This window comes from Kibdelosporangium philippinense (genome assembly GCF_021390435.2).
Classification (GTDB): Bacteria; Actinomycetota; Actinomycetes; order Mycobacteriales; family Pseudonocardiaceae; genus Kibdelosporangium; species Kibdelosporangium philippinense.
Window position 1 is genome coordinate 1,889,053 of the sequence record NZ_JAJVCN010000004.1, and the last position, 22,240, is coordinate 1,911,292.

A 22,240-nucleotide genomic window follows, 5' to 3' on the forward strand; every position below is an offset into this window, starting at 1 on the left:
CATGGCCGAGGTTCGGATCGAAGGACTGCGTAAGGATTTCGGCAAGGCGACTGCGGTGGACGAACTGACGTTGACCGTGCGGGACCGTGAGTTCCTGACGCTGGTCGGACCGTCCGGGTGCGGAAAGTCGACCACGCTGCGGATGATCTGCGGCCTTGAACGGGCTACATCAGGCCAGATCTACTTCGACGACCAGGCCGTCGGGCACCTGCCAGCCAACAAAAGAGACATCGCGATGGTGTTCCAATCGTACGCTCTCTATCCACACCGGACGGTCGAGCAGAACATCGGGTTCGCGTTGAAGATGATGCGAGTTCCGCGTAAGACGATCGACGGAAAGGTACACGCAGCCGCGAAAGCATTGGGAATCCTGGATTTGCTGGACCGTAAACCTCGGGAACTGTCCGGTGGTCAGCGGCAACGCGTCGCGCTTGGCCGAGCGATTGTTCGGGACGCTGGCGCGTATCTCTTGGACGAGCCACTGTCCAACCTAGACGCACAGCTTCGCGTCCACATGCGAGCGGAAATCAAGCGCTTGCACGCCGAGGTCGCCAGGACGTTCATCTACGTCACGCACGACCAGGTCGAAGCGATGACGATGTCCGATCGGATAGCGGTGCTGTCCGATGGCCGTTTGCAGCAGTGCGGCACACCGGAAGAGATTTACGAACGCCCAGCAAATCGCTTTGTGGCGGCGTTCATGGGAAGCCCGCCGATGAACTTCCTCTCCGGCGCGCGCCGCTTCGGTGTGTCCGTCCCTGATGACGCGGAGGTCGGCATCCGCCCTGAGCACGTTCGAATCTCGCCGACGTTTGTGGACGGATACGTGCCCGGTCGGGTGTTCGTGGCCGAGTTGCTGGGCGCGGACGTGCTCGTGACGGTCGATGTCGGCGACGAGTTGATCAAGGCAAGAGTTCCGGCGCCGTTCGATGCCGGTGTCGACAGCACTGTCTACGTGGGAATAGATCCGGCGAAGATCCACATGTTCGCGGCGGCCGACGGTCGCGCGTTGCCTAGGGGAGCGTGATGAGGGATCCGGAGAACGCCGCCATAACCGTCCCATTGCCCGACGACTTCGAGTCATTCTGGGCGGAGACCTTGAAATCAGTGCCGGACTTGGACACGTCGATGACTTACGTGCCCGCACTGTCCACACAGGAAGTCGCCGTTTATGACGTTCGGTACACAAGCTACGCGGATGTCCGAGTCGCAGGCTGGTACGCTGTGCCCCGGGTGGACGGTCGCTTCCCGGCTTTGGTGAACTGGGCGTGTCGGAGTGGTGGACACGCGCAGGGGGCATAGTGGATGTGTGCGATGGGTTTCGCGGGTGGCGGTCGCGGCGGTCCTGAGTGGCGCGCCGTCCACTGTGCACGCGCTGCTGACCGGCCGCGATCCGTTGGCAGCCACCCGAGCCGCCGCAACGCTCGTCCCACGCCGGAAACCTGCCTCGCTAGCTGATATCACTGCGGGGTTCCAGGGTGGCCCGCGATCTGCCTTGCCTCAGCAACGCGAAACCACCGCATGGCTCGAGAGTGGCCCGCAACCTGACCGAGCTCAGCCAATCAAGGCCGTCGCTGAGCCGCACGTACCTGGTCAGGCAGTTACCTCGCTTCAGCCGGGCCAACCCGTTGCCGACCCACATCTGCCTGGCCAAAACCCCGCCGTAACACCGCGCCCTGGCCAAAATCCCGCCGCACCGCACCGTCCACCGCAACAGGAATTCGCCCGGGGGACCCCCTTGATTTCACGCTACCAAGGGGGTCTGACAGTTTTGGCTGGCGTGGCCGTTCACCTGGGGATATCGGTCTTCTGGGCGGCTGTCGTCGATGCGGTGGACCGGCGCCGCCGCCTTGACGGGGGTGGCCGGAGGTCTGGACTGGCTGTGGCGGACCCGCGGAGCGAGCGGCGTGGGCTGGGTGTGGTTGGTGGCGCGGTGGCCGGCCTGATAATCGCCATCCTCGACCTGGAGATCATCGGCCGGCGCTATCCGGCGATCCGGGAACTGCCGAAAATCCCGCAATACCTCGATCACATCGTGTTCGGCGCGTTGGTCGTCAGACCACGGGCCGAGTCGGCCGGGTGGGCGTCAAACCGAACTGCCCCTTCAACATCCGGCCGCCGTCCGCGGTGAGGCGCAGGTAGTAGTCCGACGAGCACGGCGTGCCGTCCTCGTCCAGCGCCCACAGGCCCGACCCTGAAGGCACCATTGAGGCGTTCTCCGCTGTCTTCGCGATCTGGTTGCCTTCGTTGTATTCGTCGAACATCGATATGTAGATGCCCTGCGCTCCCGCGCGGACGACGTTGTAGAACTGGCGCCACATCAGGTCTCCGTGTGCTCGTTGGCGTTCGGCGACGTCGCCTGGTAGGACGCAGGGCTGGTAGTCGATACCGTTGGCGTTGCAGTAGTTCTGGTCGGGCACTGTCACTTCGTTGTACAGCCGGTCCGAATCGCCCGCGTTTCCTATTCGGCCGACCATCCATGGCGAGATCATGTTGAATGCTCGATAGACATCAGCGAAGCCTGGCCGCGAATCTCCTGTACCGGTTCGCCACCAGGTTGGCACGCCGCCCATCACGTAGCAGTTCTGGCTCTTGAACCAGTTGATCACGTCAAGACATGGGCCTGGTCCCCATGGGCGGCCGCTGTCGTTGAAACCGAATCCCCAGATGCCGACGACCGGTTTGCCGTTCTGGCGCGCGTAAGCACTTGATGACGTCAGCGCGGACATCTTCGACGTCCAGTCCGTCTTGATCTGGGACTGCATCTCCGTCCAATTCGTGACGTCGTACATGATGTAGAACTTGCGGCCGGTGGCTTCGGCGGCGGAACGCACCTTCGTTGCCATCGCGTCGCGGGTTGGGCCTTCTCCTCCGACTGGGTTGAATCGCTGCAATGCCGCTGTGTCGCAGCCGTATTGCTGCATCCATCTGAAATGGATGTCCACTGTGCTCTGGTCGTAGGATGAGAACAGGGTTGCGGGTTGACCGTTGTTCAAGGCTGGGTACGCGGTTTGGTACGTGCGGGAGTATTCGCGCATGTCCGGCCATGCCTTGATCACGTTGTTGCTCAGTGATGGCGGTTGGCCCCAGTTGTGGCTCCAGTGCCACCAGCCGTTGATCGGCGCGCCGTCACCAGCGCAGGCGAACCAGCCTTGGTAGCCGACCGTGATCTTGCCGACCACGTCTCCTGGCGGGCTGGCCGCGAACGCTGGTCTGGGCGTGACCAGCAGTGATGTGCCTGTCAGGGTAAGGAAAGATCGACGTGTGAGTCCCATGTGGACTCTCCTCGACGTTGAGGTGCAGGGTTTCGCCACTCTACGAATCACTGACATAGGCCGACAACGGCTAAAGCCCAGAGAAAATCTTTATGGGATGCGATGAGTTTCGCGCGCTGCCCAGGTCTGTACGGGCAGGAAAGGAGCAAAACATGAGTCTTCCTCAGATCGTGTCCCGGGACGAGTGGCTTGCCGCCCGGCAGGAGCTTCTGGTCAAGGAAAAGGCCGCGACCAGGGCATACGACGGGCTGAACGCCGATCGCCGCAGGCTGCCGATGGTCGAGATCGACAAGAACTACCTCTTCGACGGCCCGGACGGCAAGGCCAGCCTGCTCGACATCTTCGACGGCCGGTTGCAGCTGGTCATCTACCACTTCATGTTCCACCCCGACTGGGATGGCGGGTGCAAGAGCTGCTCGTCGTTCGTCGACCAGATCGGCCACCTGACCCACCTGCACGTCCGTGGCACGTCGTTCGCCGCGGTCTCGCGCGCGCCGATCGACAAGATCACCAAGTTCAAGACGCGGATGGGCTGGACCGTGCCGTGGTACTCCTCGTTCGGCAGCGATTTCAACTTCGACTTCAACGTCACGCACGACGAGTCGGTCAAACCGATCGTGTACAACTACCGGTCTAAGGACGAGCACATCGAGTCCGGCACCGGCTACTACGTCGAGGGCAACGACCAGCCGTTCGAACTGCCAGGCATGAGCGCGTTCCTACGGGACGGCGACCGGGTGTTCCACACGTACTCGACGTACGGCCGAGGTCTGGAAGGCCTCACCGACACCACGAGCATGCTGGACATCACCGCTCTTGGCCGCCAGGAAGACTGGGAAGAGCGGAAGGGACGCACCACTGGTCTCGGCGCGCAGGCAGGCAGCCCGGTGATCCGACTGCGCGACGAGTACTTCACCGACGACTAAAGCTGCGAGACTGGCCAGGTGGAGAAGAACTGGGCAGGCAACGTCACCTACCGCGCTACCGAGATCCACCACCCGGCCACCCTCGTCGACCTGCGGTCAACGGTCGCGAACGCGGCCAGAATCAGGGCCTTGGGGACAAAGCACGCGTTCAACGAGCTCGCTGACACTGGGGGTGAGCTCGTTTCATTGGCGCGTATGCCAAGGGAGGTCGAGGTCGACTCGGATGGCGCCCAAGTCAAGGTCTCCGCGGGCCTGCGGTACGCGGAGTTCTCCGAAGACGTGGACGCCAAAGGTTTCGCACTGCCCAACCTCGCCTCGCTGCCCCATATTTCAGTCGCCGGTGCGACCGCGACCGCCACGCACGGGTCGGGATCCGGCAACGGAAGTTTGTCCACTTCCGTTGCCGGGTTGGAGATCGTCACCGCGGACGGTTCCCTGCACATGATCACCCGCGGTGATTCAGAGTTCGATGGCGCGGTGGTCAACCTTGGCGCGCTCGGAGTCGTCGCCAGCCTGACTCTGGATTTGGTTCCTGCGTTCGAGATTCGGCAGTATGTCCACGAAGGACTGCCGCTCGGCGCGGACATTCTCAAGGTGCTGGATGGCGCTTACAGCGTCAGCCTGTTCACCGACTGGTCGAGTGACACGATCAATCAGGTCTGGGTGAAGCAGCGAACCCAAGACGCGGAGTTCGTCCCTGATGGGACGATTCCTGCTGATGGTCCACGTCATCCAGTTCCCGGCATGGCGACCGAGAACTGCACGCGACAGCTCGGGATTCCGGGGCGGTCGTTTGAACGTCTGCCGCACTTCCGCCCGGAGTTCACGCCGAGTGCGGGGGAGGAGCTGCAGACCGAGTTCATGGTCGCGCGTCACGACGCTGTCGCTGCTTTGCAAGCAGTCAACGAGATCCGCGCACATATCCACCCGGTGTTGCAGATCAGCGAAATCCGTGCCATCAAAGCGGATGAGCTGTGGTTGAGTCCGCACTACCGGCGTGACACGGTCAGCATTCACTTCACGTGGATCGCGGACGCCGCTGCCGTTATGCCGGTTGTCTCCATGGTGGGGGCGAGGTTGGCGGAATTCGACGCGCGGCCGCATTGGGCGAAGATCTTCGACATCGCACCGGAAGTCCTGCAGTCGCGCTATGAGCGGCTGCAGGACTTCGAAGATTTGGCTGTGGAACTGGATCCTGCTGGCAAGTTCCGCAACGAGTTCGTGAGCGAACTCTTTAGCTGAGCGCCTTGCTCAGAACGGCGATGGCCTGGTTGATCGCGGCTTCGGCGGCGTGCGTCTCGCGCAGGGCGTTGACCATCACGAAGTCGTGGACGATGCCCTGGTATCGGACCGCAGTCACCGGCACGCCCGCCTGACGCAGCTTGGCCGCGTAGGCCTCGCCCTCGTCGCGCAGCACGTCGGCTTCGCCTGTGATCACCAACGCCGGTGGCAGGTCGGCCAGTTGCTCCAGCGTTGCCCTCAGCGGCGACGCCGTGATTTCCGCGCGCTGCGCCGGGTCGGTCGTGTACTGGTCCCAGAACCACTGCATGCCGTCGCGGCGGAGGAAGTAGCCCTCGGCGAACTCGGTGTACGAACCGGTGTCGAAGTTGGCGTCGGTGACCGGGTAGAACAGCACCTGCTGCTTGAAGGTCACGTCGCCGCGCTCCTTGGCCATCAGGGTCAACGCGGCGGTCATGTTCCCACCGACCGAGTCACCCGCAATCGCGATCCTGGTGGGGTCGAGGTTCTTCTCGGCGCCGTGCTGCGCGACCCACTTCGCGGCCGCGTAGTTCTGCTCGATCGCGACTGGGTAGCGCGCCTCGGGTGACCGGTCGTACTCGGGGAAGACGACTGCGGCACCAGTGCCGACCGCGAGCTCGCGAACCAAGCGCTCGTGCGTGTGGAAGTTGCCGAAGACCCACCCGGCTCCGTGGATGTAGACGATCACCGGAAGCTTGCCGGTCGCTCCCTGCGGCCGGACGATCCGGACCTCGGGAACGCCAGGGATGTCGGTCAGGGTCTCGATGTCGGCGGGTGGCAGGTCCACCGGGCCGTCCTGCACGCCGTCGACGGCGACTCGGCCTTCGGCCGGCGGCAGGTCGAAGAGGTAGGGCGGCTCAGCGGTTGCCTCGACGAACGCCTGGGCAGCTGGCTCGAGGGCAACGTTGCGCGGGTTGGCGGTCATTTCTTCCTCCTCGGGGTTCGAGTTGACTCGGGGGCCGAGCCTCTCGGGGTTCGAGCTGATGACACGAAAGTTAGTCCACAACTAAGTTGTACACAACTGAGTTGAGGGCAATGAGATGAAGGCCACTTGAGTTGCGCAGCGGATGGTTGTGCGGCAGTCAGTTGACCGGCATTCGATTGTGCGGGGGAGGCTTGACCGGCACTTGGTTGCGCGGGAGAAGTTTGACCGGCATTCGGTTGCGCGGGAGAGATTCGACCGGCAGTGAGTTGCCCGGGGCAAGGTTGTGCGGCTGATGATTGGGTGCGGCCGGGTTGCGCGCTGACTGTGGGGCGGGGCCGGGCGGTGAGCCGGGCTCTGCGGGTTGAGTGGGGCAGCGGGTGGAGCGTTGACTGTGGGGTAGGGCTGGGTTGGTCGGTGAGCCGGGGGCGGAGGGGGTTGAGTGGAGCAGCGGGTGGAGGGGCCGTTTGTGGCACAGGATTGGGATTGTCGAGTTGGCTTGGGCTGGGTTGTGCGGCGTTGGGTAGGTGCCCCCGGTTATGGCTGTGGATTGGGTGCGGTTAGGTTGTGCGGCGGTTGGGGGGTGGGCGCGGTTAGGTGTGCGACTGCGGGTTGGGCAGGGCTGAGTTGGGTGCAGGTTGGTTGTTCGGCACTCGGTTGCGCGGGAGGCTTGGCTGCCGGTGAGTTGCCCGAGGCTGGGTTGGCGGCCCCTTGGTTGCGCGATACTGAGTTGTGTGCCACTTAGTTGTTTGGCATGAGTTTGCGCGGGACAAAGTTGCGCGGCATCATGGTGGGATGTCGTTGCGTCTTGATGACCAGGTGTGTTTCGGGCTCTATTCGGCCTCGCGGGCGGTCACCGCTCTCTACCGCGTGCTGCTCAGCGGGATGGACCTGACCTACCCGCAGTACCTGGTGATGTTGGCGCTATGGGAGCAGGACCATCGCCTGGTCAAAGAACTCGGCGCCGAGCTGAACCTCGACTCAGGGACCCTTTCTCCGTTGCTCAAGCGTCTGGAGTTCATCGGTTACGTCAAGCGAACCCGGCAAGCGACGGACGAACGGTCGGTGGGCATCAGCCTTACCCCGCTGGGAGTGGCGCTGCGCGAAGAGGCTGAGAAGATCCCGGACATCATTGGCGAAGCCATGGGGCTCGATGTGAAGGGCCAGGCCAAGATGCGCAAGGACCTGGACAAGCTGACGGACTCCGTCAACGCCTATCGGGAAGCGCTGGCTTGAGCGAAGTGGGCGAGGGACTGGCCCACCGGGAGGCGCTGGCTTTGAACGAAGTGGGCGAGGGGACTGGCCTACTGTGAAGCGCTGGCCTCAGTGAAGCGGGTCGCCAGAGCGCGTGCTCTGGCGATCAACTCGGGTGGTTCCGTTATGGTGAAAGGAAAGTCGAACAGGCCGACGTAGACGATGATCTCGTCGAGCGAGTTCGATCCGGTGTGGAGCACGCAACTATCATCCGACAGTGCTTCGATCATGCCGGTTGTTGGGGGAATGCGTTCTGCGGCAACGGAAGCTGATACGCCCAGGGTGATCTTGGCGTGATAACGATAGGCCGATGTGGACACGCCGCGCGACACATACCCAGCCAGCGGTGGGACTTCGCGGGGGTTGAACCGGGGCCCGGTGGGAATGCGCGGCTTGATCCGGTCCACTCGATACGTTCGCCAGTCGCCGCGATCCAGATCCCAGCCGACCAGGTACCAACGGCGTCCAGTGTGGACGACGCGGTGTGGCTCGGTTTTCCGGGTTGATGCGGTGCCGTCGTGGGACGAGTAATCAAACCGTAGGACTTCATGATCACGGCAGGCCACCGCGATCGCGGTCAAGGTATCCGGGTCGACGGTAGGACCGTGCGAAGGCAAGGTCTCGGTCACCGAGCGGACCAGTTGCACCCGATGCCGAAGGCGTGAAGGCAACACCTGCTCCAGTTTGGCGAGGGCGCGCAGGGAGCTTTCCTCGATCCCCGCGATCGTTCCGCTTGCCGCGGTTCGCAGGCCGATTGCGACGGCGATGGCTTCTTCGTCGTCCAGCAACAACGGCGGCAGTTTCGCCCCCGCGCCCAGGCGGTAGCCGGCGCGGCCTTGGGCGGCGACTACGGGATATCCCAGGTCACGCAGGCGTTCGATGTCCCGGCGGACTGTTCTTACGTCGACCGACAGGCGCGACGCCAGGTCTGCTCCGCTCCAGTCTCGGGAGGTCTGAAGTAGGGACAACAACTGAAATAGCCGCACAGTTTCAGCTTAGGACATGATCCGCCCTAAGTGGGTCTTAGTGTTGTCCCCATGAGCGAAGAGATCACCGAGTTCCGCATCGACATCCCGCAGGAACGCCTTGATGACCTGCAGGTACGGCTGGCTAACACCATCTTTCCGACCGCTCTCCCCGGCGACGGCTGGGACACCGGCGTGCCCGTCCACTGGCTGCGCGACATCGTCGAGTACTGGCGCACCGAGTACTCATGGCGGGATGCCGAGGCGCAACTCAACAAGTTTCCGCAGTTCACGACCACGATCGATGGGCAGCGGATCTACTTCATGCACATCAGGTCCGAGAACGAGGAAGCCACTCCGCTGCTCCTCACGCACGGCTGGCCCGGGTCGGTCGCGGAGTTCCTCAAGGTGATCCCGCTGCTCAAAGACCAGTTCCACCTGGTCATCCCCGCCCTGCCCGGCTTCGGCTTCTCTGGCCCCACGAACGACGCGGGATGGGACACGACCCGAACCGCGCGAGCATGGGCGACGTTGATGGATCGCCTCGGCTACGACAGGTTCGGCGTGCAAGGCGGTGACATCGGCGCGGCGGTCAGCCCCGAGGTTGCGAGGGTTGCTCCCGACCGGGTGATCGGCGTGCATGTCAACGGGGCCATGGCGATCCCGCAGTTCCCCATCCCCGAGGACGAGTGGGCCACGCTGACCGAGCTCGAGCAGGATCGGCTCAACCGGATCCAGGCGTTCCACCGCGAGGAGTTCGGCTACATCGCCATCCAGTCCACGCGTCCGCAAACCCTGGCGTACGGCCTCGTCGACTCCCCGGTCGGCCAGCTGGCCTGGATCATGGACAAGTTCCGGGAATGGACGCACCCGCGCGAGGTCAACCCCGAGGAGATCCTCGACCGCGACTGGCTGCTGACCAACGTGATGATCTACTGGCTCACCGGCACCGCAGGATCGGCTGGTTACGTCGGCTACGCGCAGGACACCTCGTGGGGCGCGATCGCCAAGAACTCCGGCGTGCCCACGGCGATGATCGTGTTCGCCCACGACGCGGGAGTCCGGCGATACCTCGAGCCTGAGCACACGATCGTGCGGTGGACCGATGTGGACCGTGGCGGGCACTTCGCCGCGATGGAGGAGCCTGAGATCCTGGTCGCCGACATTCGCGACTTCTTCAAGGACCTTGGTTGAGGACGTTCGTTCAATCCTGGTACGGCGATCCCACGTCGCCTGCCGCGGTGGCGCCCGGCTCACCCCTGGCGCCACCGCCGCTCAAGGCGTGGCACGACATCGCGGCGCAATGGGATGGCGTGATCACGAGTCACAACTACCCGGTCGCGCTGCCTGAGCTTCGCCTGCTCGACGGAATGGTCGAGTTCTGGGGGGAGAACCAGGGCTGCTGGGTCTGGGGATTCGATCCGCACGACACGGCGCATCCGGTTTACGAGCAGCCGCACGCGATCGGGCCGTGGCGGCCGACCGGGGCGAACCTCGCCGAATTCCTCGAGCACGCCACCATGATCGAGGCGACGTTCGGTGCCCCGGTCCAGCTGTCGGCAGTGAGTCACTACTGGATTCCCGTTAGCGAGAGCCCGTTTCGGCCATGGAACTGGCCCGCACCAGGTGCCCGGGTGGTGGTCGGTGGCCAATGGCTGGCGTTCGTGTACCCAGAGCAGCACGGACACAGCATCACTCTGGCCGCTCGGAAAGCAGAGAACTTGGCGTGGGCCGAGGGAAAGGCGACGTGGCGCCGATACGAACCGGCCGCCTGCAACGACGAACCGGCTGCCTGGACCGAGCCGCCCTGGTGAGTCAAGTAAGACCCGACTGGTATGCGAAGACCACGAGTTGCGCGCGGTCGCGGGCGCCGAGCTTGATCATGGCGCGGCTGACGTGGGTACGGGCGGTGGCGGGGCTGACGACGAGGCGCTCGGCGATCTCGTCGTTGGTCAGGCCTTCGCCAACCAGCCCGACGATTTCCAGTTCGCGTTGGGTCAGAGTGCCCAGCTGCGGGTGTGGTTTGACCGCTCGCGACGGGCCGGAGGCGAATTCGCTGATCACGCGGCGGGTTACCGAAGGCGACAGCAACGCGCCGCCGCCCGCGACGAGTTTGATCGCCGCGACCAGCTCGTCCGGCTTGGTGTCCTTGAGCAGGAAACCGCTTGCACCGTAACGCAACGCGTCGAAAACGTATTCGTCCAGCTCGAACGTCGTCAGCACGATGATCTTGGTTTCGGACAGCGAGGGCGTCGCCACGATCCGGCGAGTCGCTTCGATGCCGTCGATTCCGGGCATCCGGATGTCCATCAGGATCACGTCCGGCGACAATTCCACGGCTCTCGACACGGCCGCGAGACCGTCGGCCGCTTCACCGGCGAAGGCCAGCCCGTCCTCGTTTTCCACGAGTGTCCGCAGGCCGACCCGGATCAGGTCCTGGTCGTCGACGATCAACACCCGGATCATGCGTCCCCCTTCGCAGGTATCGCGGCGCGCACCTCGAACATGCCCTCGGCAGTGGGCCCGGCGCTGAACTGCCCGCCCAGTGCCGTGACTCTCTCACGCATCCCCGCGATACCGAACCCGTCACCCACCGGCACACCGTTCGCGGGATTGGACACCGCGATGTCAACCGCGTCCGCCGAGTAGCCGACCTTGACCGTTGCCCGCTTGACCGGGCTGTGTTTGAGCACGTTGGTCAACGACTCCTGCACGATCCGGTACCCGGCGAGGTCCACCGCGGCGGGCAAAGCACGTTGCGTGCCAACGACATTGAGCCGGACTTCGACGCCAGCGTGACTCATCCGGTCAGTCAGATCCGGCAGCAGGCTCAGGCCGGGCGCCGGGGCACGACCCCGCACGACGGTCAATGTCGCACGCAGTTCATCCAGCGCCTCGGTACTCGTCGAACTGATCGCCTTCAACGCGATCTCGGCCTGCTCAGGCTTCTTGGCCAGCAGGTGCAACGCGATGTCCGCCTGCATCTTGATCGCCGCCAACCCATGGCCGACGACGTCGTGCACCTCCTGCGCGACCCGCAGCCGTTCGTCGGAAACGCGTTCCCTGATCGCGTCGGCACGCGCACGTTCGGCGGATTCCCGGTTCACCCGGACCATCACGCCCACAGCAAGCGGAATGATCGCGAAACCAGTCGACGGGATCAGGCCATACAGGCCGCTCGCGGAAGCAGGATGGACGAACAAGTGCGTGGCCTCGACTACCAAAGCGATCAACGTGGCCGTCGCGGCCCGGTTCAGCGGCAAGTAGCGGCCGACGCTGTAGGTGGCGACCGAGAACGTGAACATGACCGGCCCGTACGGGTAGGTCAGCCAGAGATACGTCGACAGCAGCACCACGTTGGCGGCCAATGTCGCCTCCGGCCACCGCCGCCGGACGGCCAGCACCAGTGCGGTGCTGGCCGCCAAGGCGAATCCGAGCAGGTCGATCGACCGGTCCGCGGCGTTCATGTGGTTCAGCGCGCCGGCCGAGACCACAGCGAGCACCGCGAGGAACACCGCGAGTGCGATGTCGCCGACCTTCATGACGTCACTCCAGTTCACTGGTCCTCAGCAGCGTCGACACTCTGTACTTCAGAGCTGCCAGGAAATAGCCAGGTTCACTCGAAAGGTAACCCGACACTGCATCGGGCGGGACGGTCAAGCACTACTGCTCCACATAAACTCACCTTGTGCGTACGGCGTACCGGTGCCGGGCCTACCCCGACTCGGAGCAGGTTGTGGCGATTAACCGTACGTTTGGGTGTGTGCGGCTGGTGTGGAACAAGACCTTGTTCGAGCGGAACCGCCGTTGGCGTACCGATGGAACACGCATTTCGTATCGGGACACTGATGCCGCACTGACTGGATGGAAGCGCACCCAGGAGTTGGCGTTTCTGTCTGAGGTGTCTTGCGTTCCCTCGCAGCAGACGCTGCGGCATCAGCACGTCGCGTTTGGCAACTTTTTCGCTGGCCGTGCCGGTTATCCGCGGTTCAAGTCCCGTGCTGGCAAACAGTCTGCGCACTACACGCGGTCTGCGTTCCGGATGCGCGACGGGCAGTTGTGGCTTGCGAAAACTAGCGCTGCTCTGCGGTTCGTGTGGTCCTGGCCCGACATCGATCCAGCTGAACTCAACCCCACGATGGTTGTTGTGTCGCGAGAGCCGGATGGACGTTGGTATGTCACCTTCGCCATCGACACCGACGGTCCTGAACCTGCGTCGGACACCGGTCGAGCAGTTGGTATCGATCTCGGCGTACTGGACTTCGTTGTGGACTCCGCTGGAGATCGGGTCGCCAACCCGCGCCATCTTGACCGTAAGGCCCGCAACTTGGCCCGGTATCAGCGGCGGATGGCTCGCTGTCAGAAAGGCAGCATGAACCGTCGCAAAGCCAAGGCCAAGGTCGCACGGACGCACCGTAAAGTCCGCCACGCGCGAAAAGACTTCTTGCACCGCCATTCCACCCGCCTTGTCCGCGATCATGACCTGATCGCCATCGAAGACCTCGCCGTCGCTAACCTGGTCCGCAACAAGCGGCTGGCCAGAGCGATCTCCGACTGCGGTTGGGGCGAATTCCGTCGCCAACTTGAGTACAAGTCCCAACGGGCAGGGAAGACGCTTGTAGTGATCGACCGCTGGTCCCCGTCCAGCAAAACCTGCTCCGACTGTGGACACCAGCTCGCCAAACTCCCGCTGTCGTTCCGGCACTGGACGTGCCCTGCTTGCCGCACCCACCACGACCGGGACATCAAACGCGGCTAAGAACATCCTTGCGGCTGGTCAAGCCGTAGCCCAAAGGATCACGTTGGGCGATGCCTGCGGAGCTGATGTCAGACGGCAAGGGCCTTCCCTGCCGCAATCGGCCGTGAACCAGGAAGCCCCGCTTGTGAAAGCGGGACTCCCTTCGCCTTGAGCACGGGAGCAAATCAATTGATGTCTCGGCGCTGCAGCAGCCATCCGCCTACCACGGAGAATGCCAGCAGGTAGGCCACGATGACAACGGTTGCCTGGCCGCCGCCCACGATCGGGTCGACTCCCGGCGGGCCCGCCCCGATCAGGGACGCTACGAGCGCGCCCGCGTTCGGCCCCGGCAGGCCTTTCTGCATGTCGTCGACCCAGCCGAGCAATGGCGCCGCGATCGAGGACAGCAGGTTCTGGATCGCCAGCATCCACACCAGGCCGAGCCCGATCGGCATCGCGACGCCACGGAACACGATGCCAAGCAGCACCCCGAGCGCACCCCACATCATCGTGACCAGCCAGCCCGCGCCGAATCCCGTCACGATGTCCACGAAGGACGGCCAGTTCATCGGCTGGTTCTCCAACGCCGCTACGACAACGCTCGCGGCAGCCGCGAAAGCCATCAGCGCCAAGACGAAGACAAGCACACCGAAAGCGACGGTGATCAGCTTCGCCGAATAGGCCCGGACACGTGAAGGTCGTTGGGAGAGCACGGTTTTCCACGTCTCCCAGCCGTACTCACTGCCCGCCACCAGCACGCCGAGGATCAACGCGAGGGCGCCGACGAAGAGCGGAAGCCCGCCGATCGCGCTGGCCACGAACTGCTCGGGCAGCATCGCCGCCAGCCCTCGGCTGACCGGCCCGCCTTCGGTCGTTCCAGTGAATCCGGCATACGGGATGACGTAGGCGAACGTCAGAGTCTGCACGACCGCGATGCCAAGCAACAGCCAGATCGCCGGCCGGTGCACCTGCTTGGTGATCTCGGCCCTGATGTCAGTCCACATGCGAAACACCTCCGGTCAGTTCGAGGAAAGCCTGCTCCAGATCGGGTTCGCGCCAGCGCAGTTCGCTGACCTCGACCCCGGCGCCGACCAGCTCGGCATTGATCTTCGCCGCCTGGTCCTGCTCGACCTCCAGGTCGAACACCGACTCCGAACCCAGCACACGCCCACCACCGAGCAGCGCCGAAAGCACGCTTCGCGCCTGGTCAAACGGATGGGCGACCACACGCAACGTCCCGCCTGCCCGCAGTTGGGCCACGGTTGTCTCGGCGACCAGTTCGCCTCGCGTGATCACGCCAACGCGGTCGCAGATCTGCTCGACCTCGGCCAGCAGATGGCTGGACAGCAACACCGTGCAGCCGTTTGCTGCCAGCTCACGGATGGTGACGCGCATGTCGGCCATGCCTGCTGGGTCGAGTCCGTTGGTCGGCTCGTCGAGAATCAGCAGCTCCGGCTCCTTCAGCAGCGCCGCGGCCAGACCGAGGCGCTGCTTCATGCCCAAGGAGTACGTCGAATACCGGTCACCCGCGCGGCCGGAAAGGCTGACGACGTCAAGCACTTCGTCCACTCTGGACCGTGCGACACCTGCGTGATCTGCCAGAACCACAAGGTTCTTGCGGCCGGACAGGTACGGATAGAACGCGGGCCCTTCGATCAGCGCGCCGACCTTGTCCAGATACCCAGGCCCTGGTGGCTTGCCGAGGATCCGGACACTGCCGGACGTCGGCCGGATCAGGCCGAGCAGCATGCGCAGTGTGGTGGTCTTGCCCGCGCCGTTCGGGCCGAGGAAGCCGTAGACCTCCCCGGGCCGAACGGTCAGGCTGACGTCGCGGACCGCCGCGACCTCGTCGAAGTTCTTGGCCAGTTTGATCGTCTCGACCGGGTTCATGACTTCTTGTCCTTCCTGAGCCGTCCCCACGGCTTGATCACGGAGATGACGGTCGCGAACAGCACCGCGCTTGTGGACACGATCGGCGGGAAGATCATGCTGTCGGGCGGCGCCGCGGCCAGCCCACGGCCGAACTCGGCCGCTTCCTGAACGCCGGTACGCAGCGAGAAGATCACCAGCAGCACCAGGATCACGTTCATGATCAGCTTCACGAACACCCACCAGTAGCGGACAAGGCCGTACTTGGTGCCGAGCCCGAGCGCGATCCCGCTGATCAGGCACACGATCCCGGTGATGATCAACGGCCAGACCGCGAACAGCTCAAGCGCTTGGTAGGCCACCGCCGCGGTCTGCGGATCGGACGTCCACATCGCGGTGAACACCAGAACGCCGAGCACCAGGTCCATCCCGATCCACGCACCCGCGGACACGATGTGGATGATCAGCCACGCCCGGCGGGTCCCCTTGCCCAGCCGTTTCGGATTCGGCCGCGCCGATGCTGGGCGCCTCGGCGGGGTCAGCACGTTCGTTGTCATGGAAGGAATCGTCGCGGGCCAGGGTCCCGAGGACGTCCGCGCTGGCGCTGATCTCCACGTACGTAAATCTGCGTACATCGGGTGTGTGGCATTGGCCGCAGAGCAGGATCGCGGTCGGGAGTACGTTGCCGCGAGGTAGTCGGAAAAACTTTTCAAGATCGTGTGAATAATCGCGGTCCCGCCGGCTCTCTTCCAGTGCGTGAAGGGAGAGAGGTGTGCGGGTGTCCAGAGGGAGCAGATGTTCGTGCTCGACGCTGGGATCAGGGCAAACGCTGTCCACTACGGCGTGGTTGATGGTGTGGCTCGGGTTTGTGCTTTCGCTTGTCGCCGTGGTGTTCGACGATCTGGGCAATGTGCTTGCTTTGTTGCAAGCAACGGTCACGCTGCTGGTGGCGACCGTGGAAAGCAGACGCGGTCGTCGATAACGGTGTGACCGGAAGTTCATTTCATGATTTTTGCGGTTCGCGCGGAGATTCGGGGTTCTCGGTGCTCTGAAGGGGAGTCGTTGCATCTTGCGTGAAGGAGACACCATGCGGACCAGTCCGGTCTGGTTCTACGAATTGTTGCGCTCGTGCGCCCCACTGTGGCTCGCCGATCTGCGGCGCGGGCGGTGACGCGGATGGACGTGCGGATCAAGGACCTGGCGGTACAGGCGGGCAGCAAGGATCCGCAGGTCCGCAAAACCGCGGGGGACCGGCTGGTCGGCATGCTCCGGCACGGAGACGGTCATGCCGACGAGGCGTTCGCGGCGCTCTGCGAGGCGGAGCGCCCGCGGATCTTCCACTTCTTCTCGTTCCGGGTCCGGGATGAGCAGGAAGCGTTCGATCTCACCGAGAAAGTGATCGAAAAGGTGCTGACCGCGGGCAAGCGACTGCGGCTCGAGTACGGCGTCCGATCGTTCTACAAATACGTCTACACGGTCGCAACACGCGATGTCGGGCACTATCTGGACAAACGCAAACGGTCGATCTCGGTCGAGCCTGAGACGTTCGACATGACCGATCAATGGTCCAGCCAGCCCTCGCCGGAGGAACTCGCCCGCAGTAAGGAGATGTACAAATGGCTGCGGCAGGCCGCCGCCGAGATCCCTGACGACTTGAATTTGCTCATGCTCGCGCACGGACTCGGCCTGCCACGCACCGAGTTGATCGAGGTCAGTGGTATTCCCGCGGCGAAGTTCGACCGTCGGCTGCACGCCGCGAAGACCAAAGTGATCGATCGATTCGTCTGCCTTTACCTCGCCCGCACGCGCGGGATCGGCGAGCTGGAAACCGAGAAATGTGCCACATTGGCTGGCGAGCTCGAAGCAGCGCGTCCCAAGTGGACGCCGACGCAGGACTTCACGACGCCGGTGTACATGCTGGTCAAACGCCACCTCGGCCGCTGCGAGCCCTGCGCGGCGCAGTACGAGGACAAAAAGCGGCGCGGACTGCGGCCAGAGTTCCTCGGCATGCCGCTGATCGCGATGCCGGACTACGCGCGGGACCAAACCACGACAGCCTTCAAACCGGTGCGGCCGCGTATCGTCCGGCGGCGAGTCCCGAAGAGCGCCCAGGTCATGATCAGCACTGGCGTGACCGCTGCCGCTGTGGCCGCCGCGTTCTTGTTCACGCCAGCCGCTCCGACGCGGGATGCCAGCGGCAGCCCTGCGCCGACGACGACATCGAGCACCCCGGCCGCGTCCGAGACGACGACATCGAGCGCGGCGCCGCCCACCAGCACCACCACGAGGCCGAGCACGTCGACAAGCAAGCCACAACCGTCAACCCGGCCGAGCACCCCGCCGGTGAAGCCGTCCACATCGGCCACCAAACCGACCAGCAAGGTGGAAACCACCACGTCATCCGCCGTGCAGGCCCCGCCGCAGATCACACTGGCAACCTCGGCCGCGACGTGCGCCCCGGCCGACTCCTGTGATCCGGTGCCCTCGTGTGACACCTGCTCGGACACCTACGTCGGCAGCTGCACGGGCGGCGTGACGTTGCAGTTCAAGGCGATCATCAAGGTCAACCACGGGCCGGCTGAGCTGAAGTTCCGGTGGGTGCTCAACGGAACGCCGATGAGCTCGGACACTGTGTCGTTCCCCGAATCGGGGCCGCAACAGACCTGGGTGGGTCAGGTGACCGTGCTGTACGCCTCGTCCGGGCCGTGGACCGCGCAGCTGGAAGTCCAGACGCCGCAGTCGAAGGAGTCCAACACCCCGCAGGCGACCATCACGTGCACCTGATTTGTCCACAAGGGACCGATCCACGTGAAACCAAGATCAACGGAAATATGGTGCCGCGTAGTGTGGTTGAGGCAGCTGTTCGGCCAGTTCAACTCGCCTTGGAGGACTCGATGCGCGCCCTGGTCACCACCCCGGACACCAAGTTCGGGCTGCAGCTGAAGGAGGCGCCTGACCCGGTTCCGTCGCCCGATCAGGTGGTCATCGAAGTCGAGAACGCGTCATTGAATCACGGTGACGTGGCCGCGGCAGGCCGAGCCAAACCAGACCGGGTGGGCGGATGGGACGCCGCAGGCATAGTCGTACAGGCCGCAGCGGACGGTTCCGGCCCGAAGGTCGGCGATCGCGTGGTGACCACGGGACTAGCCGGAGCGTGGGCGGAGAAGCGCGCGGTTCCCGTGAACGAACTGGCGGTCGTGCCGGACTCGGTGGATCTGGCGGTCGCTTCCGCGTTGCCTATCGCGGGCGTCACGGCGACGCGCGCGCTGCACCGCTCCGGTGACATCGCGGGCAAACGCGTCCTGATCACGGGTGCGTCCGGTGGCGTCGGCCGCTACGCGATCCAGATCGCCGCTCAGAAAGGCGCGCATGTCGTCGCACTCGCGCGGCGTGGCGACGGGCTTGCCGAACTTGGCGCTCAAGAGGTCGTGTCCGACTTGGATGGCGTCCAGCCTGTGGACGTCATCCTGGAGAACGTCGGCGGCCCGACCCTCGTGCAGTCGTGGGAGCTGCTCAAGCCGGGCGGGGTGCTGCAGAGCATCGGGTGGACGTCGATGGAGCCCGCGGTGTTCCCGCCATATGCGACAGTCGGAGAGGCCAAGTCCCTCAGCCCGTTCACGTCGGGCAACAAGTACGGCCCTGACCTCGAATACCTGCTCAAACTGGTCGCCGAGGGCAAGCTGAAGGTCGATATCGGCTGGCGTGGCTCGTGGACCGACTTCGACGAGGCCGCGGCCGCGTTGTTCGGCCGTCAGGTCGCTGGCAAGGCCGTCCTGGACGTCGACTAAGCGAACCGCCGCCGAGGCGAGTCGCTGTCCTTCATGGACGTGATCAGGTCGTCACGCGCCCGCGCGACGCGCGACCGGATCGTGCCGACCGGACAGTCACAGACTTCGGCGGCGTCAGCGTAGGCAAGGCCGAGGGTTTGAGTGAGCACGAAGGCCTCGCGGCGCTCGGTGTCGAGTGACCTGATGAGCTCCTCGAGGACAACGCTCTCCTCGAACCCAGGCGCCTGCTGGGTCCGCTCGGCGGCCGCCTGCCAGTCAGCCACGTCGGCATGACGCGGCCGGACCTGCGCGGCCCTGATCTGGTCGACGACCACGCGACGCGCGATCGAAAGCAGCCAGGTCCGCGCGGACGAGCGTCCCTCGAAGCGCGCGAGACTGCCCAGCGCGCGCAGGTAGGTCTCCTGTGCGAGGTCGTCGGCGAGCTTCGGGTCGGCGAGGTGCGCGACGAAGCGCCAGACGTCGCGCTGAGTCGCACGGATGAACCGCTCCAAAGCGGTCCGGTCACCACGCCGGGCAGCGAACGCCAACTGGGTGATCTCGGTGTCCTCAGGCCTCACAAGTACCACAACGTACTGGATCGATGCCGAGTTCAGGCAGACCCGGTCGGCCCATCCGTGCCGTGAAGGCCACCCTCGCGGCGTCAGACGCGCGAGGGCCTCCTTTCGCGCGTTTAACGCCGCATGGGTGGCCTTCACGGCAAAAAGATCAGTATGGTCACCAATGGATTTATTCTTGAGCGAGAAGGACATGATGACTGACGAATCCACGCGGGTCGCCCGCAACGACGAGCAGAGCCGCTACGAGGTGTTCTACGGCGGTGAGCTGGCCGGTTTCGCCGCGTACACCGAGGAAGGCGACCAGGTCGTGTTCACCCACACCGAGGTCGACGGCGCCTTCGCCGGCAAGGGCCTCGGCAAGGTGCTGGCCAGTGGTGCCTTGGACGACGTGGTCGCCCGCAACCGGGTGATCGTGCCGATCTGCCCGTTCATCGCCTCGTTCGTCCGCAAGAACGAGCAGTACAACGACCACGTCAAGTGGCCGAATGAGTAACGTGACCAGCCCTGAGTTCTTCGAGGCCCGCGAGGTACCGCTCGGCGGGGTTCGAGGAGTCAAGGTGGACCGGGTGCTGCCGCAGCGTGAGCTGCCGACGCTCGGCGCTTGGTGCTTCCTCGACCAGTTCGGTCCGGGGATCGCCGAGATGATCGTCCTGCCGCACCCGCACATCGGGTTGCAGACCGTGACCTGGCCGTTGGCCGGGGAGATCCGGCACCGCGACAGTGTGGGCAGCGATGTGGTCCTGCGGCCCGGTCAGCTCAACCTGATGACCAGCGGCCGCGGTGTGGCGCATTCGGAGGTCTCGCTGACTGGTGGCGTGCACGCCCTGCAGTTGTGGGTCGCGTTGCCCGCCGATGCGACCCAGATCGACCCCGGGTTCGAGCATCACGCTCAGCTGCCGAACTTCCGAAGCGAAGGGATTGATGCCCTGGTGTTCATGGGCGCGCTCGGCGACGTCGAATCGCACGCGACCACGTACACCCCGCTTGTCGGTGCCCAGATCGACGTCACCGAGGGCACGATCCCGCTGCGCCCCGATTTCGAATACGGAGTGCTGGTGATCGACGGCTCGGTCCGGGTCGCGGACGTCGAGCTGAAACCGGGACCGTTGCTGTACCTGGGCACGGGCCGCGATGAGATCACGCTTGCCGGTCCGGCACGCGTGGTCCTGCTCGGCGGCTTGCCTTTCCCCGATGACCTGGTGATGTGGTGGAACTTCGTCGGACGCAGTCACGACGAGATCCTGGCCGCCCGTGAGCAATGGGAGAACCAGGACACGACCCGGTTCGGCACGGTGGCCGGGCACGGCAGCGACCGGATCCCCGCGCCGGTGCTGCCCAACCTTCGCCTCAAGCCGCGCAAACAGCCGTCACGTCAGCAGTAGCGACGCGCCAATGAGCACCATCGCCACACCGGACACTCGCGAGACGATCGCGGCGGCCCGCGGCCGTGCACCCAGCACGGTCCGGGCCAAAAGCCCGACCATCAGGTAGATCACCGCGCACAGGACCATGTGCAGCACGCCCAGCGTCGCAGTCTGCAGCGCGATCGGCCATGGCGCGTCCGGCCGGACGAACTGGGGGAGCAAGGCCACCGTCAGCAGCATTCCCTTGGGATTCAGGCCGCTCACGCCCACGCCCCGCAACGCGATCCGTCCAGGTGACGGCGCCGCGAGCTGGACCTCCGCCGGTGGCTTCACCAGGACGCTCGCGCCCATCCAGATCAGATACGCCGCGCCGACCGCGGTGAGTCCTTTCAGCAGCCCCAGGTTCGCGGCGACCAAGGCCGCCAGACCGGCCGTCACCAGGATGACGTGGCCCGCGTAGCCGATCACTAGGCCGGTCACCGCTGGCACCACCGAGCGGTCTCGTATCCCAGCCGCAATGGTGAACGCCCAGTCCGCGCCGGGCGTGAGGACGAGCAGCAGATCGATCACCAGAAACGTCGCGACAGCACCGAAATTCATGGGGCAACGCTATGTCGATCCATCCGCAAGGTGTTCCCGAAGTTACCCAGGTCAGGCTCATTTTGGGGTAAAATATCGCGTGTGGATGCCGTTGACCGGAAGATTATTGCCGAGCTGCAGAAGGACGGCCGGTTGACCATCACCGAGCTGGCCGCGCGGGTGCGGCTGAGTGTGTCGCCGTGCCATCGCAGGCTGCGTGACCTTGAGCGATCCGGCGCGATCCGCGGGTACCGGGCGGTGATCGACCGGTCGGCGCTCGGGCTGGACTTCGAGGCTCTGGTGTTCGTGACGATGAGTACGACCGAGCGCCCGGTTGTCGCCGCGTTCGAGGAGGCCATCGCCAAGCTGCCCGAGATCGTCCAGGCCGAGCGCTTGTTCGGCGACCCGGATCACCTGCTCAGGGTCGTGACCAAGGATCTCGCCGCTTACCAGCAGTTCTACGACGAGAAACTGGCCACTTTGGCAGGTGTGCAGCGGGTGTCGTCGACGATCGTGATGAAACACGTCGTCGACCGTGTCTAGTGGCTCGTCTCAAGTCGTTGATCTTGTAACCGGGCTTCCGGTCTGTCCATAATGGATGATCAACCGTCACCTGAGTCGCACCTGTCGCACGTACCACACCTGTTACCCACGTTGATGCCGTGAAGGTCACCTTGGCGGCGTTCAACGCCGCTAACTCGGCCCTCACGAACAGTCGCGAGCGTGACCAGCACCGGACGACA

Annotated in this window: 25 protein-coding genes and 1 pseudogene; 14 read left to right on the plus strand and 12 right to left on the minus strand. The window is 64.5% G+C overall.

What is annotated here, in order from left to right; all coding sequences use genetic code 11:
- Position 1: 1 nt before the first annotated feature.
- Positions 2–1,027, plus strand: coding sequence for an ABC transporter ATP-binding protein (locus LWC34_RS51830; RefSeq protein WP_233733641.1), 1,026 nt, complete (start codon positions 2–4; stop codon positions 1,025–1,027).
- Positions 1,027–1,302 (plus strand): acetylxylan esterase, encoded by a 276-nt coding sequence (locus tag LWC34_RS51835; protein ID WP_233733642.1) that lies wholly within the window; start codon positions 1,027–1,029, stop codon positions 1,300–1,302. The genes LWC34_RS51830 and LWC34_RS51835 overlap by 1 nt, the downstream gene beginning before the upstream one ends.
- A gap of 442 nt (positions 1,303–1,744) precedes the next feature.
- On the opposite strand, the gene LWC34_RS51840 is transcribed toward LWC34_RS51835, so the two are convergent.
- Complete coding sequence (locus LWC34_RS51840; protein ID WP_233733643.1) at positions 1,745–2,032, minus strand: hypothetical protein; 288 nt, start codon at positions 2,030–2,032, stop codon at positions 1,745–1,747.
- Positions 2,033–2,054: 22 nt separating this feature from the next.
- Positions 2,055–3,275, minus strand: a complete 1,221-nt coding sequence (locus tag LWC34_RS51845) for a glycoside hydrolase family 99 protein (protein WP_233733644.1) — start codon at positions 3,273–3,275, stop codon at positions 2,055–2,057.
- A gap of 152 nt (positions 3,276–3,427) precedes the next feature.
- Between LWC34_RS51845 and LWC34_RS51850 the strand changes: the two genes are divergently transcribed.
- Positions 3,428–4,201: a DUF899 domain-containing protein gene (locus LWC34_RS51850; protein WP_233733645.1), complete on the plus strand. Its 774-nt coding sequence runs from the start codon at positions 3,428–3,430 to the stop codon at positions 4,199–4,201.
- Between the two features lie 18 nt (positions 4,202–4,219).
- Positions 4,220–5,443 carry an FAD-binding protein gene (locus tag LWC34_RS51855; RefSeq protein WP_233733646.1) on the plus strand — a complete coding sequence of 408 codons (1,224 nt, stop codon included), beginning with the start codon at positions 4,220–4,222 and terminating at the stop codon, positions 5,441–5,443.
- Here LWC34_RS51855 and LWC34_RS51860 read toward each other — a convergent pair.
- Positions 5,436–6,386 (minus strand): alpha/beta hydrolase, encoded by a 951-nt coding sequence (locus LWC34_RS51860; protein WP_233733647.1) that lies wholly within the window; start codon positions 6,384–6,386, stop codon positions 5,436–5,438. The two genes, LWC34_RS51855 and LWC34_RS51860, sit on opposite strands and share 8 nt — an antisense overlap.
- 792 nt (positions 6,387–7,178) lie before the next feature.
- On the opposite strand from LWC34_RS51860, the gene LWC34_RS51865 reads away from it, so the two are divergent.
- Entirely contained in the window at positions 7,179–7,619 is a 441-nt protein-coding gene (locus LWC34_RS51865; protein WP_233733648.1) for a MarR family winged helix-turn-helix transcriptional regulator, read from the plus strand.
- Between the two features lie 68 nt (positions 7,620–7,687).
- Here LWC34_RS51865 and LWC34_RS51870 read toward each other — a convergent pair whose 3' ends face one another.
- Positions 7,688–8,623 (minus strand): helix-turn-helix transcriptional regulator, encoded by a 936-nt coding sequence (locus LWC34_RS51870; RefSeq protein ID WP_233733650.1) that lies wholly within the window; start codon positions 8,621–8,623, stop codon positions 7,688–7,690.
- Positions 8,624–8,674: 51 nt separating this feature from the next.
- On the opposite strand from LWC34_RS51870, the gene LWC34_RS51875 reads away from it, so the two are divergent.
- Both LWC34_RS51875 and LWC34_RS51880 read left to right on the plus strand, forming a co-directional pair.
- Positions 8,675–9,796 carry an epoxide hydrolase family protein gene (locus LWC34_RS51875; RefSeq protein ID WP_233733652.1) on the plus strand — a complete coding sequence of 374 codons (1,122 nt, stop codon included), beginning with the start codon at positions 8,675–8,677 and terminating at the stop codon, positions 9,794–9,796.
- The gene (locus LWC34_RS51880) at positions 9,793–10,416 is read left to right on the plus strand and encodes a hypothetical protein (RefSeq protein ID WP_233733653.1); all 624 of its coding nucleotides are present in this window, start codon (positions 9,793–9,795) and stop codon (positions 10,414–10,416) included. The genes LWC34_RS51875 and LWC34_RS51880 overlap by 4 nt, the downstream gene beginning before the upstream one ends.
- A 1-nt stretch (position 10,417) precedes the next feature.
- Here LWC34_RS51880 and LWC34_RS51885 read toward each other — a convergent pair whose 3' ends face one another.
- Positions 10,418–11,068 carry a response regulator gene (locus LWC34_RS51885; RefSeq protein ID WP_233733664.1) on the minus strand — a complete coding sequence of 217 codons (651 nt, stop codon included), beginning with the start codon at positions 11,066–11,068 and terminating at the stop codon, positions 10,418–10,420.
- Positions 11,065–12,144: a sensor histidine kinase gene (locus LWC34_RS51890; protein WP_233733666.1), complete on the minus strand. Its 1,080-nt coding sequence runs from the start codon at positions 12,142–12,144 to the stop codon at positions 11,065–11,067. The genes LWC34_RS51885 and LWC34_RS51890 overlap by 4 nt, the downstream gene beginning before the upstream one ends.
- Before the next feature lie 194 nt (positions 12,145–12,338).
- Between LWC34_RS51890 and LWC34_RS51895 the strand changes: the two genes are divergently transcribed.
- The gene (locus LWC34_RS51895; RefSeq protein ID WP_233734190.1) at positions 12,339–13,361 is read left to right on the plus strand and encodes an RNA-guided endonuclease InsQ/TnpB family protein; all 1,023 of its coding nucleotides are present in this window, start codon (positions 12,339–12,341) and stop codon (positions 13,359–13,361) included.
- 164 nt (positions 13,362–13,525) lie between these two features.
- Here the strand turns inward: LWC34_RS51895 and LWC34_RS51900 are convergent, their stop codons facing one another.
- The 4 genes and pseudogenes from LWC34_RS51900 to LWC34_RS51910 all read right to left on the minus strand — a co-directional run bounded on the left by LWC34_RS51900 (position 13,526) and on the right by LWC34_RS51910 (position 15,766).
- Positions 13,526–14,344: an ABC transporter permease gene (locus tag LWC34_RS51900; RefSeq protein ID WP_233733668.1), complete on the minus strand. Its 819-nt coding sequence runs from the start codon at positions 14,342–14,344 to the stop codon at positions 13,526–13,528.
- Positions 14,334–14,837 carry an AAA family ATPase gene (locus LWC34_RS59370; RefSeq protein ID WP_417448688.1) on the minus strand — a complete coding sequence of 168 codons (504 nt, stop codon included), beginning with the start codon at positions 14,835–14,837 and terminating at the stop codon, positions 14,334–14,336. Before LWC34_RS59370 ends, LWC34_RS51900 begins: the two co-directional genes overlap by 11 nt.
- Positions 14,823–15,164, minus strand: a pseudogene (locus tag LWC34_RS59375) (ATP-binding cassette domain-containing protein); the annotation flags it as partial. The pseudogene LWC34_RS59375 and the gene LWC34_RS59370, both read right to left, overlap by 15 nt.
- 62 nt (positions 15,165–15,226) lie before the next feature.
- A complete protein-coding gene (locus LWC34_RS51910; protein ID WP_233733672.1) occupies positions 15,227–15,766 on the minus strand; it encodes a hypothetical protein in 540 nt (179 codons plus the stop codon).
- A 221-nt stretch (positions 15,767–15,987) separates the two neighbouring features.
- On the opposite strand from LWC34_RS51910, the gene LWC34_RS51915 reads away from it, so the two are divergent.
- From LWC34_RS51915 to LWC34_RS51925, 3 genes are all read left to right on the plus strand, one after another.
- Positions 15,988–16,191: a hypothetical protein gene (locus LWC34_RS51915; protein WP_233733674.1), complete on the plus strand. Its 204-nt coding sequence runs from the start codon at positions 15,988–15,990 to the stop codon at positions 16,189–16,191.
- A gap of 194 nt (positions 16,192–16,385) precedes the next feature.
- Positions 16,386–17,993, plus strand: coding sequence for an RNA polymerase sigma factor (locus LWC34_RS51920; RefSeq protein ID WP_250109480.1), 1,608 nt, complete (start codon positions 16,386–16,388; stop codon positions 17,991–17,993).
- A gap of 110 nt (positions 17,994–18,103) precedes the next feature.
- Positions 18,104–18,997, plus strand: coding sequence for a zinc-binding dehydrogenase (locus LWC34_RS51925; RefSeq protein WP_233733678.1), 894 nt, complete (start codon positions 18,104–18,106; stop codon positions 18,995–18,997).
- On the opposite strand, the gene LWC34_RS51930 is transcribed toward LWC34_RS51925, so the two are convergent.
- The gene (locus LWC34_RS51930) at positions 18,994–19,563 is read right to left on the minus strand and encodes a sigma-70 family RNA polymerase sigma factor (RefSeq protein WP_233733680.1); all 570 of its coding nucleotides are present in this window, start codon (positions 19,561–19,563) and stop codon (positions 18,994–18,996) included. The two genes, LWC34_RS51925 and LWC34_RS51930, sit on opposite strands and share 4 nt — an antisense overlap.
- A gap of 166 nt (positions 19,564–19,729) precedes the next feature.
- Here LWC34_RS51930 and LWC34_RS51935 point away from each other — a divergent pair, with 166 nt between their 5' ends.
- Both LWC34_RS51935 and LWC34_RS51940 read left to right on the plus strand, forming a co-directional pair.
- Positions 19,730–20,047: a GNAT family N-acetyltransferase gene (locus LWC34_RS51935; protein ID WP_308200284.1), complete on the plus strand. Its 318-nt coding sequence runs from the start codon at positions 19,730–19,732 to the stop codon at positions 20,045–20,047.
- Positions 20,040–20,936 carry a pirin family protein gene (locus LWC34_RS51940; RefSeq protein ID WP_233733683.1) on the plus strand — a complete coding sequence of 299 codons (897 nt, stop codon included), beginning with the start codon at positions 20,040–20,042 and terminating at the stop codon, positions 20,934–20,936. The genes LWC34_RS51935 and LWC34_RS51940 overlap by 8 nt, the downstream gene beginning before the upstream one ends.
- Here the strand turns inward: LWC34_RS51940 and LWC34_RS51945 are convergent.
- Positions 20,922–21,518 carry a LysE family translocator gene (locus LWC34_RS51945; protein WP_233733684.1) on the minus strand — a complete coding sequence of 199 codons (597 nt, stop codon included), beginning with the start codon at positions 21,516–21,518 and terminating at the stop codon, positions 20,922–20,924. The two genes, LWC34_RS51940 and LWC34_RS51945, sit on opposite strands and share 15 nt — an antisense overlap.
- A gap of 81 nt (positions 21,519–21,599) precedes the next feature.
- On the opposite strand from LWC34_RS51945, the gene LWC34_RS58560 reads away from it, so the two are divergent.
- On the plus strand, positions 21,600–22,040 hold the full coding sequence (locus tag LWC34_RS58560; protein WP_233733685.1) for an Lrp/AsnC family transcriptional regulator: 441 nt from the start codon (positions 21,600–21,602) through the stop codon (positions 22,038–22,040).
- The last annotated feature ends 200 nt before the right edge of the window (positions 22,041–22,240 follow it).